13 protein-coding genes are annotated in these 12,452 nt (G+C 58.7%); 8 read left to right on the top strand and 5 right to left on the bottom strand.

Features of this window, described 5'->3' with window-relative positions:
- Positions 1-70: 70 nt before the first annotated feature.
- The 6 genes from THALAR_RS13575 to THALAR_RS13550 all read left to right on the top strand — a co-directional run bounded on the left by THALAR_RS13575 (position 71) and on the right by THALAR_RS13550 (position 5,854).
- Positions 71-781, top strand: a complete 711-nt coding sequence (locus THALAR_RS13575) for an endonuclease/exonuclease/phosphatase family protein (RefSeq protein WP_021102155.1) — start codon at positions 71-73, stop codon at positions 779-781.
- Positions 782-877: 96 nt separating this feature from the next.
- The gene (locus THALAR_RS13570) at positions 878-1,600 is read left to right on the top strand and encodes a CDP-alcohol phosphatidyltransferase family protein (RefSeq protein WP_021102154.1); all 723 of its coding nucleotides are present in this window, start codon (positions 878-880) and stop codon (positions 1,598-1,600) included.
- On the top strand, positions 1,597-3,210 hold the full coding sequence (locus tag THALAR_RS13565; protein WP_021102153.1) for a sulfatase-like hydrolase/transferase: 1,614 nt from the start codon (positions 1,597-1,599) through the stop codon (positions 3,208-3,210). Before THALAR_RS13570 ends, THALAR_RS13565 begins: the two co-directional genes overlap by 4 nt.
- Positions 3,207-4,094: a lysylphosphatidylglycerol synthase transmembrane domain-containing protein gene (locus tag THALAR_RS13560; RefSeq protein WP_021102152.1), complete on the top strand. Its 888-nt coding sequence runs from the start codon at positions 3,207-3,209 to the stop codon at positions 4,092-4,094. Before THALAR_RS13565 ends, THALAR_RS13560 begins: the two co-directional genes overlap by 4 nt.
- Before the next feature lie 13 nt (positions 4,095-4,107).
- Positions 4,108-5,103, top strand: a complete 996-nt coding sequence (locus THALAR_RS13555) for an ABC transporter substrate-binding protein (RefSeq protein WP_040818797.1) — start codon at positions 4,108-4,110, stop codon at positions 5,101-5,103.
- The gene (locus THALAR_RS13550; RefSeq protein WP_040818795.1) at positions 5,090-5,854 is read left to right on the top strand and encodes an ABC transporter ATP-binding protein; all 765 of its coding nucleotides are present in this window, start codon (positions 5,090-5,092) and stop codon (positions 5,852-5,854) included. Before THALAR_RS13555 ends, THALAR_RS13550 begins: the two co-directional genes overlap by 14 nt.
- Here THALAR_RS13550 and THALAR_RS18880 read toward each other — a convergent pair.
- A complete protein-coding gene (locus THALAR_RS18880; RefSeq protein WP_245622484.1) occupies positions 5,851-6,132 on the bottom strand; it encodes a hypothetical protein in 282 nt (93 codons plus the stop codon). The two genes, THALAR_RS13550 and THALAR_RS18880, sit on opposite strands and share 4 nt — an antisense overlap.
- On the opposite strand from THALAR_RS18880, the gene THALAR_RS13545 reads away from it, so the two are divergent.
- Both THALAR_RS13545 and THALAR_RS13540 read left to right on the top strand, forming a co-directional pair.
- Positions 6,068-7,390 carry an ABC transporter permease gene (locus tag THALAR_RS13545; protein WP_322786922.1) on the top strand — a complete coding sequence of 441 codons (1,323 nt, stop codon included), beginning with the start codon at positions 6,068-6,070 and terminating at the stop codon, positions 7,388-7,390. The two genes, THALAR_RS18880 and THALAR_RS13545, sit on opposite strands and share 65 nt — an antisense overlap.
- Complete coding sequence (locus THALAR_RS13540) at positions 7,387-8,424, top strand: glycosyltransferase family 4 protein (protein ID WP_021102148.1); 1,038 nt, start codon at positions 7,387-7,389, stop codon at positions 8,422-8,424. Before THALAR_RS13545 ends, THALAR_RS13540 begins: the two co-directional genes overlap by 4 nt.
- Positions 8,425-8,449: 25 nt before the next feature.
- Here the strand turns inward: THALAR_RS13540 and THALAR_RS13535 are convergent, their stop codons facing one another.
- Genes THALAR_RS13535 through THALAR_RS13520 form a run of 4 tightly spaced genes read right to left on the bottom strand, consistent with a single transcriptional unit; the run spans position 8,450 to position 12,343 of the window.
- Positions 8,450-9,013 carry a PqiC family protein gene (locus THALAR_RS13535; protein WP_021102147.1) on the bottom strand — a complete coding sequence of 188 codons (564 nt, stop codon included), beginning with the start codon at positions 9,011-9,013 and terminating at the stop codon, positions 8,450-8,452.
- 2 nt (positions 9,014-9,015) lie between these two features.
- On the bottom strand, positions 9,016-11,100 hold the full coding sequence (locus THALAR_RS13530) for a PqiB family protein (RefSeq protein ID WP_021102146.1): 2,085 nt from the start codon (positions 11,098-11,100) through the stop codon (positions 9,016-9,018).
- Positions 11,097-11,741 (bottom strand): paraquat-inducible protein A, encoded by a 645-nt coding sequence (locus THALAR_RS13525; RefSeq protein ID WP_211264803.1) that lies wholly within the window; start codon positions 11,739-11,741, stop codon positions 11,097-11,099. Before THALAR_RS13525 ends, THALAR_RS13530 begins: the two co-directional genes overlap by 4 nt.
- Positions 11,711-12,343: a paraquat-inducible protein A gene (locus THALAR_RS13520; RefSeq protein WP_040818784.1), complete on the bottom strand. Its 633-nt coding sequence runs from the start codon at positions 12,341-12,343 to the stop codon at positions 11,711-11,713. Before THALAR_RS13520 ends, THALAR_RS13525 begins: the two co-directional genes overlap by 31 nt.
- Positions 12,344-12,452: the final 109 nt, after the last annotated feature.

Genomic DNA, 12,452 nt, shown 5'->3' with positions numbered 1-12,452 from the left:
CAATCGCCGGGTGACCGGTGAGATAGCCCTATCGTGACAGAAAGCGACCATTTTGCCAAAGCTCAACTGCATGACCTGGAACGTGCATCGCGCCAAGGGGCGCGATGGCAAAGTTCAGCCCGAGCGGGTCGAGCAAGCTATCGCGGGTGTTTTGGCACCGTATCAGCCCGACATCCTTGCCTTGCAGGAAGCTGACGAGGAGCGACGCCCGCACGCACGAATCCTAGACGTCGCGCGGATCGCGTCTGACACGGGGCTGACTTATGTCCACAACCGGAAGGAGTTGCGGTGGGGCCCCGAAAGCGATGGGTTTTTGGGCACGATACTGTTCCTGAGTGACCGTTTCCGACAGGCCGAGGCAGATGTGATTGATTTGCCTGGTCACTGCCATCGTGGTGCGATCGTGATCGAGGCGATGGCGGGCGACCGTCATGTCCGGATCATGTCCACGCATTTGTCATTGTCCCAGCCGTTGCGGGTTATTCAGATGCGGATCATTGGCCAGTATCTCAGACGCCGTCCGAAGATGCAGACGATCCTGCTGGGTGACCTCAATGAATGGCGGCCTTGGCGAGGGCTTGCGTTTTCAAGAAAGATCGTCGGGACCCAGTTTGCGGGACCAGCAAAGGCGACATTTCCTACGGGCTTGCCAATTCTGCCGTTGGACCGGATTCTGACCAATGCACCGGGTCGCGTGGAGCGTGTCGAGGTCGTCGATAACCCGGATACGAACGCGGCATCGGACCATCGTCCCTTGCACGGTGTAGTCACTGTCGCGTGATGAGGCGGGAAAGCGCTGACCTGCTCTGATAGTTGGAGTAGCTATTTTCCGTAGTTGAGCTAGGTCTTCACCACGGGAAACGAGGATACACAAACCGTGATCAACAGCGATCCACAGCAGACGTTGAAAACGCAGCGGTTAGCTGGCCCTGCGGTGCCGTTGGCAATGTTGGCCGTCGGTCTGCTGGTATTGGTGGGCATCGCGTCTGCTGCCTTGTTTGACAACGTCGCAACCCCGTTGGCCGTTTTCCTCGTGATTTCAGTTTTCGCCTTGCGGGGGGTATTGCTAAACTATCCGCATGACACTCTGGGTTTCTGCAATGTGGTTACTCTGATCCGTGCGGCGATGATTTCTGTCCTGTGCGCCGCAATCATCGAGCCCGCCTCCGAGAGTTGGTGGGTGTTCCTGATTGCGCTCGCTGCCTTTGCGTTAGACGGGCTGGACGGCTGGCTCGCGCGCCGATCAGGTCTTTCATCCGCATTCGGGGCGCGGTTCGACATGGAGATTGACGCGCTTCTTGGGGCCGTCTTGGCATTGATACTGTTGGCAGGTGGCCGCGTCGGGCCTGAAATACTCATCTTGGGGTTTGCGCGATACGCGTTTGTGGCTGCAAGCATCCTCTTGCCCAAGTTGCGACGGACGCTTCCCGAAAACTTCCGGCGCAAAGCAATCTGCGTGATCCAGATCGCGGCGCTGATCGTGTTGCTCTGTCCTCTTACCCCGCCGTGGTTGATGTATCCGGTTCTTCTTGGCGCGTCGCTGCTTCTGCTTTGGTCATTCGCAGCCGATACGTGGTTTCTGCTGAGGCGTGCTGAATGAAGAAATCTATCTCTCTCTCCGTTGCGGCGGGTTTTCTGTTTCTGGCGCTGGTGTTGCCAAACCATCCCGGCACGATGAATATCTCTGCCCTGAGCAAGTTTCCGTTAGAGCTTCCAGCCTTGCTGTTCGCGATGATCGCGATTGGTCCTCGGCGCTGGGTCATTTGGACGCTTGCCGCGCTTGTTGCTGCGGTGACCTTTCTGAAGCTGGCGGATTTCGGAATGTTCACGGCATATAATCGAGCGTTCAACCCGATACTGGACGCGTTCTTGATTGAAGCGGGTATCGGGCTTCTCAGCGAGAGCATTGGACATATACTGGCCTATCTCGCGGTAGCGTTGGGCTTGGGCTTTCTTTTTCTGGTGTTTCTTGGGTCAGCTTTCAGCTTGGGTGCTTGGACGTCGCTCAAAGTGCCCGCACTTGCGCGGGGGGCGGCGGTATTTGCGGCGCTTGGGTTTGGCGGCTGGGCCGCTGCCGATGCCGGACACCATCTGGATTACTGGAAGTTCGAACGTAGCCCACCGGGCACCGCGTGGACGTCACGCCTGGCGGTAAAGCGTATGGTCGAGATGCAAGGAACTGCGGTCGATCTCGTGCGTTTCAGTCAAGAGGCCAAATCGGACCACTTCGCCAGTGACGCCGGTTTGCTTGACCGGCTGGAAGGGCGTGACGTGATCCTGATCTACATAGAAAGCTACGGCCGTGCGAGTTTCGACAATCCGCTATACGCGCCGTCGCATCTTGCAACTTTGAGTGCAGGGCAACGCGAGATTGAACGGGCAGGTTTCTCCATGCGTAGCGGATGGCTGACATCACCGACTGCCGGAGGTCAAAGCTGGCTGGCGCATGGCACGCTGGCCAGCGGCCTTTGGACAAGCGATCATGGCCGATACAACGCCATGCTGGCGAGCGGCCACAAGTGGCTGTTTCACTTCGCGCAGGAGGCAGGCTACCGGACCGCCGCAATAATGCCCGCTATTACTATGGCTTGGCCCGAAAGCAGCAAGATGGGGTTCGAGTTGGTCTTCGCGGCTGCTGACATTCCCTATAAGGGCGACCGGTTCAACTGGGTCACTATGCCTGATCAGTTCACCTTGGCGACGTATCCGACGTTGCTGCCGGACGACCGGCGACCTGACTTTGTACAGATTGCCCTCATTTCGTCTCACGCCCCGTGGGTGCCGGTTCCGGAAATGGTCGAATGGGACAAGGTCGGGGACGGCACGATCTTCAATGAGATGGCGGCACGGGGTCCGACCCCGCGCGAGCTGTGGAAGAACCGCGATGACGTGCGCGAGGCCTACCGCAAGGCTATAGACTATTCGCTGCAAGCGACCTTCTCGCATGTGGCCCGGTTGGGTGAGGAAGCACCTCTGGTCGTCGTCGTCGGCGATCATCAGGCTGCGGGTTTCGTCGCTGGCAGTGACAATCGCGATGTGCCGGTTCACATGATTGGCCCAGCCGACGTGATCGCACGGGTAGACAGCTGGGGTTGGACAGACGGCCTGATCCCGCAAGCGGAGGTTCCTGCACGGCGCATGGACACGTTCCGAGACAATTTCCTCAGCGCCTTCAGCGAGCCGACAAAGCTGGTCGGAGCGGTCCAATGATCCGGTGGCTGTTGAAGCTCGCCGTGTCGCTTACGGTGTTGGCCGCTCTGATCTGGTGGGCAGACGCGAAAAGCGTCGCCGAAAAGCTGCGCGGTGCGGACCTCAGTTGGCTGGGCGTTGCCCTGATCAGCTTGACCGCGATCACGGTGCTGATGGCGCGACGCTGGCAAATCGTGGCCCAAGCGTTGCGGATCGAATTGCCATTTTCGCGGGCAATGTCGGAGTATTATCTGGCGCAGTTGACCAATCTTGTCTTACCCGGTGGGGTCGTGGGCGATGTCGGTCGTGCATACCGAGCCCGACAACAGGGGGATTTGGTGCGGGCGGCTCAGTCCGTGGCGGCAGAGCGATTGATCGGTCAGATATCCATGCTGCTTGTGATGGCTGTCGGCTTCACCTTCGCCTTGCTGGCACCTGGTGGTATCGCGTGGCCGGAAATGGCATGGCTTGGGGTCCTTGCGTTCGTTGTCGTAGCGGCTGGCGCGATGGTGTTGGTCAGGCGGCAATCGTCCACCGCGCGGTACGTGCGATTGATCTTGAACCTCCTCAAAAAGCCGCGCTTGGTCGGCTATACGCTCATGATTGCGGGGCTCCTGATTTTCAGTTTCTACGCCTGTGCGAGAGCCACTGGCACGGTCATACCGGTAAATGATGCGTTCACCCTCGTTCCGCTCATCTTGTCTTCAATGCTTATCCCCTTATCCATTGGCGGCTGGGGCTGGCGCGAAGGCGCTGCGGCGGGCCTTTTCCCGTTAATCGGCGCTAGCGCAAGCGCCGGTATCGCGACGGGCATCGCGTATGGTGCCATGATGATGCTCGCCGCTTTGCCCGCCGTTGCGCTCTTGCTGAGGCCAAATCACTCAAGCACCGTTCCTCAAAACTAATCATGGACGTTTTATGACATATCTCATGCATCCAACCCGACGCTCTTTTTTAAGCACAGGTGCCGCGGCCTTGGGCGCTGCGTCCTTTGGATTACCTGCGGGTGCCGACGACCGGAAACAGGTGAATTTTCAGCTGTCTTGGCTCCATTCCGTTCAATTCGGCGGAAGCTACATTGCCCAGAAATCAGGGTATTGGTCGGATCAAGGGCTTGCGGTTTCGCTGACACAGGGCGGGCCGAACGCACCGGTTGAGCCTCCTGTGGTTTCTGGCACGGCTTTGGTGGGCATCTCGGCCGCGGATTACACAGCCGCCGCAGTTGCTCAGGGTGCGCCGTTCAAGATCATTGCGGTGGCAATGCAAAAGAACCCGTTTGCGATTGCCTCGTTGTCGGCAAATCCGGTGAACGCGCCTGCTGATCTGGTTGGCAAGAAGATCGGCATGTCCGTCTCGAACACGCCGGTTTTGCAGGCCCTATGTGCGCTAAACGATGTGGATATTAACCAGATTGAGATCGTCCCGACGCAATACGACCCCGCACCGTTGGTAAGCGGACAGGTGGATTGCTTGCTGTGTTGGGAAACAGATCTACCCGTAGCGATGACCATACAAGGCGTCGACAACACAACGATGCTGATGGCCGATCACGGGTACTCCGTGCATTCGCAAACCTACATTGCGACGGAGGACAGCATTGCGAACCGGCGGGCGGAGCTCGTGGGTTTGCTGAAAGGCGAAATCGCTGGCTGGAATGACTATTTGGCAGACACAAAGGCTGCGGCTGTGCTGACTGTTGATATGTTCCCCGATGCAGGCCTCGATTTGCCGACGCAAGTATTGCAGGCAGAGCGGCAGGTGCCGCTCATGTTCTCGGACCTTACGGCGGCGAACGGGTTTGGATGGTTCACCGACGAGACGGTCGCCGCCAATGTCGAAACGCTCGCCCTGTTGGGCAGGGAGGTCGGCCCGGACTTGTGGGATCGCTCGCTTCTTGAAGATGCGCACGCCTAGCATTGTGCTTGGCAAAGAAATCCGGTGCGCGGGGCTGACCAAGCAATTTGACGGCGCAGCAGTTCTCGGACCGCTGGATATTACGTTCATCGCGGGGCAGACGACTGCGTTGGTAGGGCCGTCAGGATGCGGCAAGTCGACGTTTCTTCGTTTGATTGCGGGTCTCGATTTGCCTTCGGCAGGGAGCGTGTGTATCGGCTCTCAAAGCCCGAAAGAGGTAGCAAAGCGTGGCGCGTTGTCGATGGCGTTCCAAGACCCAGCGCTGCTGCCTTGGCGCACTGTCCGTGAGAATATCGCCTTGGGCGCGAAACTGGCCCGCAAATCCGATAACGGGGTGGATGATCTGATTGCGCTGGTTGGCCTGTCAGGGTTTGAGACACACCGCCCGGCGGAGCTATCGGGCGGGATGCGCCAACGTGCAGCTATCGCCCGAAGTCTGGTGTCCGAGCCGGAATTGCTTTTGCTGGACGAACCTTTCGGGTCGGTCGATGCATTGACACGGGCTCGCCTGAATGCCGAGTTGCCACCGCTTTGGCGAAAAAGGGCGGCCACGACGATTATGGTCACACACTCCGTGGACGAAGCGGTGCTGCTTTCCGAGCGGATCATCGTCCTTTCGGAACGTCCTGCGACGGTCGTGGCGGATTTGTCGGTGACCTTCGACGAGCCACGCACTGCAAAGCTAATCGACGGCCATGAGTTTCAATCTAGAAAGGCGCAGGTTTTGCGTGCGCTCGGAGTTGCCGTTTAAATGCAGATATGGGCCGGGTTCATGACTGCCCTTGTCGCGATTTCGCTTTGGGGAGGGGCGGCCCACGTTTTCTCAGAAAGCGTATTGGTCGCCAGCCCGTCCGGCGTCTGGGCTTTTGTTTCATCAAACTCCGGCCTCTTGGTGCGTGCAACCTTAACCACTGCGCAGAACGCTGCATTAGGCTTTGTCTGGGGAAACATTGCGGCGGTTATCATGGCTGGTCTGGTCACGATGCAACCTAGAGCGGAGCGCGTTGTTTCAGCCAGTGCATTGGTCATCTTCTGCCTGCCGCTCGTGGCTACCGGTCCTATCCTGCGGGTCATCTCCGGACCTGGTTCTGCGCCGCAAATAGCATTGGCCGGACTGGCGGTCTATTACACGACATATCTCGCTTTGCTTGTTGGACTGCGGGCCATGCCGCGAAGCTGGTCTGATCTTATGTCTGTGTATGGACGCGGCAGTTTCATGACGCTGATTACTGTCCGGGCACGTGCAAGTTTGCCCTATCTCTTCGCGGGCCTTCAAATTGCCGCCCCTGCTGCCTTCCTAGGTGCGATGATCGGGGAATTTACGGGGGCGGAACGCGGTCTTGGTGTTCTGACACTCAGAGCGATGCGCGGTCTGGATGTCGATGCAACATGGTCGCTGGCTCTCATTTCAGCAACCGTTGCCGTGCTTGCCTATGCGCTGGTCGGTCGGATTGGTGAGCGGCTTGTGGGGTACGCACCGGTCATTATCCTGTCGCCGCCCAAGCCGCCGACGCGTCGTAACATCTGGCCCGGGATCGCCGAGATGGTAGCGGCCGCATTGTTTTTGCTTCTGCTGTGGCAGGTCGCTATGGATGTGTTTCAGCTGAACCGCTTCTTCGCCAAGCGACCCGGCGATGTAGTTAGATATCTGGCCGCAGATGCCGACGCCCGCCTGACGCTGTGGGTGGCCCTGAAAGAAACCATGGCTGCAACCATACCCGGCTTCCTGTCCGGGCTGCTGTTGGGTGCGGGGCTTGCTGTTGCCGTAATACTTTTCCCCAAGGCAACCCGTGTGGTGCTGCCTGTCGCGGTGGCCTTGCGCTCGATACCCATCATTACGACTGCGCCATTGATTGTACTGGCCTTGGGTCGTGGCGCTACGGGAACGATAACCGTGGTCGCGGTCATGATCTTCTTCCCGACTTTCGTGGCTTGCCTTCAAGGCCTGCGACAAGCGCCGCAGCAGATCATCGACGTGTTCCACACCTATGGCGCGGGTCCGGTCAGGGTGCTGGGTGCCGCACAGATACCCGCAATGATGCCGGCCCTATTTGCGTCGGCCAAGATGGCGGTTCCGGCAGCAATTCTGGCGGTAACGACCACCGAGTGGCTCGCGACCGGAAAGGGCATTGGAGTGTTGATGGCGCTGACGTCGACAACATCAAACTACAACATGCTTTGGTCATGCATCGTCGCGATCACGCTGGTTGCGGTGGTGATGTATGCTGCCGTCCTCTGGGCGGAGCGGATGGTTCTGGCGATCTATGCAAGTGAGCAATTGACATGACACGGGCGGTTTTCGCGATACCGGGTGACAAGGATCGCCGCACGGGCGGCTTTTTGTATGAGGCCACGGTTTTGCGTGTTCTTAACGAGATTGGCGTGAAGACGGCGCATCTGCAACTGCCCGATAGCTTTCCCGACCCGACGGTCGCTGACATGGCCGAGACGCTCGCGGCCTTGAACGCGGTTCCGGCGCATCAACCGATTATTCTGGACGGCTTGGTCTTCGGCGCGATCGACCCCGCAGGGCTTGCTCAAGTTAAAGCGCCGATCCTAGCCATGATCCATCATCCGCTTGGATTGGAAACAGGGCTGGCACCGGAGCGAGCCGCCTTCTTGTGTGAGAACGAGGCGCAGGCGCTGGGTTTTGCCGCCCACATCGTCGTTCCCAGCCCACACACAGCGGAGGTTCTTGCGCGCGATTTTGGCGCCGATCCTGCGTCGATTACTGTGGCCCCGCCGGGATTTGACAGGCCGGTGTTGAATGCCTCAAGAGCTGACCCGCCCCTAATACTGTCAGTTGGTCTTCTCGCACGGCGCAAGGGACATGATGTTCTGCTTGATGCATTGTCACTCATTACAGACCTTCACTGGAACGCCGTGATCGTTGGCAAAGCTCATGACCAACACACGGCGAATGCACTGCGCACTCAATGCCGCGAGCTTGGATTGTCTCAAAGGGTTACATTCGCGGGAGAGCTGGACGGTCCTGAGCTTGCCGAGCACTTTAATGCCGCGTCGATCTTTGCCTTGGCTACGCGCTACGAGGGCTACGGCATGGTGCTGAGCGAAGCGATGTTTTACGGCTTGCCAGTGGTGTCGTGCGATGTAGGTGCCGTCCCTGAGACCGTCGGCGAGGCTGGTATACTGGTGCCTCCGGACGATCCGGCAGCATTCGCGAACGCGCTACGACGCCTGATCGAAGAGCCGGAGATTGCAGCGCAGTTTCAACAGCTTTCATTGGAACGGGCCAAGAGCTTGCCAAGCTGGCGTGATACGGCCCGCGTGTTCGAGAGAGTTATCCGACAGGTCAGCTAGCGGGTTTGTGAGAAGTCAGTGGTGTTTAACGCAGCCCGTTTTCTGCGATGTAGACTGCCAGATCCAAGATGACTCTGCCCCGTGCCGCTGCGATGGCTTTGGGGCCGCTTGCCGGATCGAAGGGCACGGCTATATCGAAAAGGCCCGAGCGTTCTCGCCCACCATCGTCGACACTCACGAAAAACTGCCCGGACGCGCGGAACTGGCCGTTTGCACCAGCGATCAGGCTTTCAAAACGCACGTCCAATCGCGCGTCGGGAAATGCCTCGAACGGCCATGGCTCCGATGCTACCTGCGCGCCGGTCAAGCGGGCGAGGTTTCGCGTCAGTTCCAGCGCGATTGCGCGTTCCGGGTTGTCTGCCCATAAGACTGCGGCATCGGTGACCAGCTTGCCGTCTTGATCCTCAACAGCGATCTCGTTCGCACTGGCGTATGTAGGCAAGGAAACATCCCGAACCTCAACGGCGCGAAAGGCGATGCGTTGGGTCTGCTCAACCTGAGGCGGAGTGACTGTGTAAAGGTCGGGCGTTGCCCCGCAAGCCGAGAGTATGAAGGCTGCCCCGAGAAGGGTTGGTTTTGTAAAACCCATAGTCATCGTCCTCGAATTAGTGAGCTTGGGTTGCGTTCGAGCATACGCGCAAGAGACGTCATTGCCTCGGCCGCTTTCGATATGTCGCGCAGCGCACTTTGCGCGTCTCTGCTCAAGGCTTCACCCCTGTTGTAGCCTGCAATGGTTTCGTTGGCTTGGTTTAGCACGACGCGAACACGTTCAACCAAAGCGGGCAGATCCTGCGTCGAAACCGCCACCGCGTCTGCGGCCTTGCGCGTTGAATCGAGTGTGGCGTTGATGTTTGTCACCGCGCCGCCTTCGCGCAGTTCTTGCAGCGTTGCGTTGATCTCGTTGAGGGCGGAGCCGAGGTCGGCGGGCAGTTGCTTCGCGGCTTCGGTTCCGAGGATAGCATCTGCGGAGGCGGTCAGCGTGGTTAGCTGCTTCGTTAAATCTTCCAGTGGCAGATTTTCGGCTTTCTCGGCGACCGCTTCAAGCTGCGCAATCAGGGCAGGCACGCCTTCGACAGACGCGTTGACGCCATTGGCCGCCGTCGCCGCTGCGTTCACCGCTGCAACCAGTTGCGTCGCAAACGCCTCTTCTTCGAGTTGTGCCAGCAATGTTTCGAACCGGCCAAGCGAGGCGTTCAGCTTTACGGGTATGTCCTGCACATCTTCGGACGCTACGATTTCACGGAAATCGCCTAGCAGGGCTTTTACGACCTGAGGCGTTTCACGTAAATCCTGATCCGATATCAAAGCGTCGGCGCTGTTGAGGAACTGGATTGCGCTGTTGAGCAGGTCCTCAATTGGCAGGTTGTTGATACGCGAAACGACACCAGCCACGGTCGCGGTAACGTCAGAAATTTCGTTATTGGTGCTGGGGATGATCGGGATGATACCCTCGCCCGTCTGGACAACGTATTGTGGGGCGTCCTCAACCTCGACCAATTCGATTTTCAGCCCGCCTGACAGCAGGCTGGCGGATGCCAGACGGGCGCGCAATCCGTCTTCGATCTGGCGCGACAGGAACTCCAGGGCCGCTTCGGGAGAGACGTCGTCCTGCAAGCCCAAGCGCGCGGGCTGGATGTTGATCAATGCACTCAAGCGGACGCGCTGGTCCCCGAACGCATCCGCGTCTATGACGCCGGAGAGACCTTCAACCCGACCGATTTGCAAACCGTTTAGCTCGACCGGTGCGTCAACGCTCAGGCCGGAAATGTTCTCGTCAAACACGACCCGCATCTGCAAAGGCTCTGCTTCCGATGCATTGAACACGCTGTCACGGGCCGATGCCTCGTCCTGAAAGACCTCGAAACTGTAGCCGTCAGAGACGGCACTGCCACCGGAGACGAACGTCTCAAATGTGACCCCGCCACCGACCAGCGTCGCGATGGATGAAAAGTTGATTTCCGCTCCGCTCGGACCCACGGAAAACGTGAAGCCAGAGGTGTCCCAAAACCGCGTCGTTGGCGAGATCAGGCGGCTATGCGGATGATAGATGATGGCCTCCGCGACGGCGAAACTGCCTTGCTGGGAGATTTGCGCCTTCCCCAGACGCCCTACCTCGATCCCGCGATAGGTGATCGGGCTGTCATCCGTCAGGCTGCCGCCCGCCGTTGTGCGAAGCGTGATCTCCAACCCTTCTTTGCCGTAGCGATAAAGAGGTGTGTCCTTGAGCCCCTTGAAGCTGGACTGCGACGGGCCGATATCGCCGTCCCACGTGCCTTCTATATACACACCCGACAAAACCGTCTCCAGACCACTGACGCCTCGCGCACTCAGCTCGGGCTGGACGACCCAGAAACTCGCACCGACATCGACATAGGGTGCCACGTCTTTGTCCAACCGGACATGTGCCACGACGCCTGAGAGGCCGGAGGCGAACTTGACGTCCTCCACCACACCGACCGCCACGTCGCGGAAACGGAGTTCGGTTTCGCGCGTTTTTATGCCCGCGCCGTTTTCGAACTCGATCGTAATCAGCGGTCCGCGGGAGTTGTAGGACTGCCAGGCCACGCCAAGGGCGATAATCAAGGCCAGCAGCGGGATGATCCAGACGAACGATGCGTTTGAAAGAAATAACTTGCGCGCGGGCTCGATGGTTACCGGCGTTGGTGTATCGTTCATCGGTCGATATTCCTCTCGGCCCGCTGCGCATCCCATATCATCCGGCTGTCAAAGGCTTGCGCCGAGAGCATGGTAAAGATCACGGAAAGCGCGAAAAACAGGCTTGCGCGGCCGGGGTTTACTGCCGCCAGGGTATTTAATTGTACGAGAGACGACATGATCGCAACCACAAAGATGTCGATCATCGACCAGCGCCCAATGTATTCGACAACCTCATACATCAGTTGCCGATGGTGGTTTGACACCATTGATGGTCGTTTCACCGAGATGGCGAGAAATGCGATCGCGATGAACTTGCCGAGCGGGATAACGACGCTCGCTATAAGGATAATCAACGCAATACCGAAGGCTCCGTGGTGCATTAATTCGACAGCGCCGCCGACGATGGTGTCTTCCTGCACGCTCAGCAAGGTGCGCGTTTGCAGCATCGGATACATATTCGCCGGGACGTAGCACATGAGGCCGACCAGCCACAGCGCCCAGACACGTTGCAGGCTTTTTTCGTCGCGGGCCACAATGGTGCTGCCGCATCGGGCGCATGACGGTGTTCCCGCAGGCCAGACCTGCAGACATCTTGTGCAAGCGACGACGCCCAAATCACGCGCGCTTTTTATGCTTGGGTTTTGTCCAGCGACTTCCATACCGACCACCTACACAGGAAATTGTCCTGCACTACAACCAAAACAACCAGCGTCGAAAACATCCAGAAAGCTGGCCCGAATGCAACATCGGCAAGGTCGCTGATCTTGATCAGGGCCACTGCACAGCCGAGTGCGAATATTTCCGCCATCGACCAAGGGCGCAGCGCTTCCGACAGCCGGAAGGCTTGGGTAGAGCCTCGCGCGGGCGGTCGGTCGAGCACGATGGGAACGAGCACGTATATCGTCAGCAGCACACGCGCCAGCGGCACGAAGATAATCAATGCAGCGGTTGCCAGTGTGAGGGCCACCAACGGCCCGTCACTGAATGCGAGGGCCGCATCCAGAATTGACACGGAGTTCGACGTCCCCGCCGCAGAGATCGAGAGGAACGGAAAAATCGTGGCGGCTATGATCAGAATCGTAATTGCGACGGAAACGGCAATGATCTGCAATCCCGCCTTGCGCCTTGGTGTGATCAGCACCGTCCCGCAACGCGCGCATTTCGCCCGTTGGCCGGCAGCGGGGCGCTCAAGCGTGAAGACCGCATCGCAATGCGTGCAGACGATCAAATCGTCGCGGGGAATCGGCGGCATCGGATCCATCAGGCTACATAGCTGATTTTTGTGCCGCCGACATGCAATTTGCGTTTGATCGCGATGCCGATCTGAACTGTGCATTATATTTGGGTGCCATCATCTTCGCTGTGAGTAG

It is taken from the genome of Litoreibacter arenae DSM 19593 (genome assembly GCF_000442275.2).
In the GTDB taxonomy this organism is placed as follows: domain Bacteria; phylum Pseudomonadota; class Alphaproteobacteria; order Rhodobacterales; family Rhodobacteraceae; genus Litoreibacter; species Litoreibacter arenae.
The sequence above is the reverse complement of the archived record's forward strand: the minus strand, read 5'-3'. Positions and strand labels throughout refer to the sequence as shown.

Excerpts from the sequence above, each read along its gene's own strand:
- THALAR_RS13575 (WP_021102155.1), top strand. The coding sequence starts at position 71 with ATGACCTGGAACGTGCATCGCGCCAAGGGGCGCGATGGCAAAGTTCAG.
- THALAR_RS13565 (WP_021102153.1), top strand. The coding sequence starts at position 1,597 with ATGAAGAAATCTATCTCTCTCTCCGTTGCGGCGGGTTTTCTGTTTCTG.
- THALAR_RS13560 (WP_021102152.1), top strand. The coding sequence starts at position 3,207 with ATGATCCGGTGGCTGTTGAAGCTCGCCGTGTCGCTTACGGTGTTGGCC.
- THALAR_RS13555 (WP_040818797.1), top strand. The coding sequence starts at position 4,108 with ATGACATATCTCATGCATCCAACCCGACGCTCTTTTTTAAGCACAGGT.
- THALAR_RS13550 (WP_040818795.1), top strand. The coding sequence starts at position 5,090 with ATGCGCACGCCTAGCATTGTGCTTGGCAAAGAAATCCGGTGCGCGGGG.
- THALAR_RS13545 (WP_322786922.1), top strand. The coding sequence starts at position 6,068 with ATGGCTGGTCTGGTCACGATGCAACCTAGAGCGGAGCGCGTTGTTTCA.
- THALAR_RS18880 (WP_245622484.1), bottom strand. The coding sequence starts at position 6,132 with ATGACCAATGCACTGGCTGAAACAACGCGCTCCGCTCTAGGTTGCATC.
- THALAR_RS13540 (WP_021102148.1), top strand. The coding sequence starts at position 7,387 with ATGACACGGGCGGTTTTCGCGATACCGGGTGACAAGGATCGCCGCACG.
- THALAR_RS13535 (WP_021102147.1), bottom strand. The coding sequence starts at position 9,013 with ATGGGTTTTACAAAACCAACCCTTCTCGGGGCAGCCTTCATACTCTCG.
- THALAR_RS13530 (WP_021102146.1), bottom strand. The coding sequence starts at position 11,100 with ATGAACGATACACCAACGCCGGTAACCATCGAGCCCGCGCGCAAGTTA.
- THALAR_RS13525 (WP_211264803.1), bottom strand. The coding sequence starts at position 11,741 with ATGGAAGTCGCTGGACAAAACCCAAGCATAAAAAGCGCGCGTGATTTG.
- THALAR_RS13520 (WP_040818784.1), bottom strand. The coding sequence starts at position 12,343 with ATGGATCCGATGCCGCCGATTCCCCGCGACGATTTGATCGTCTGCACG.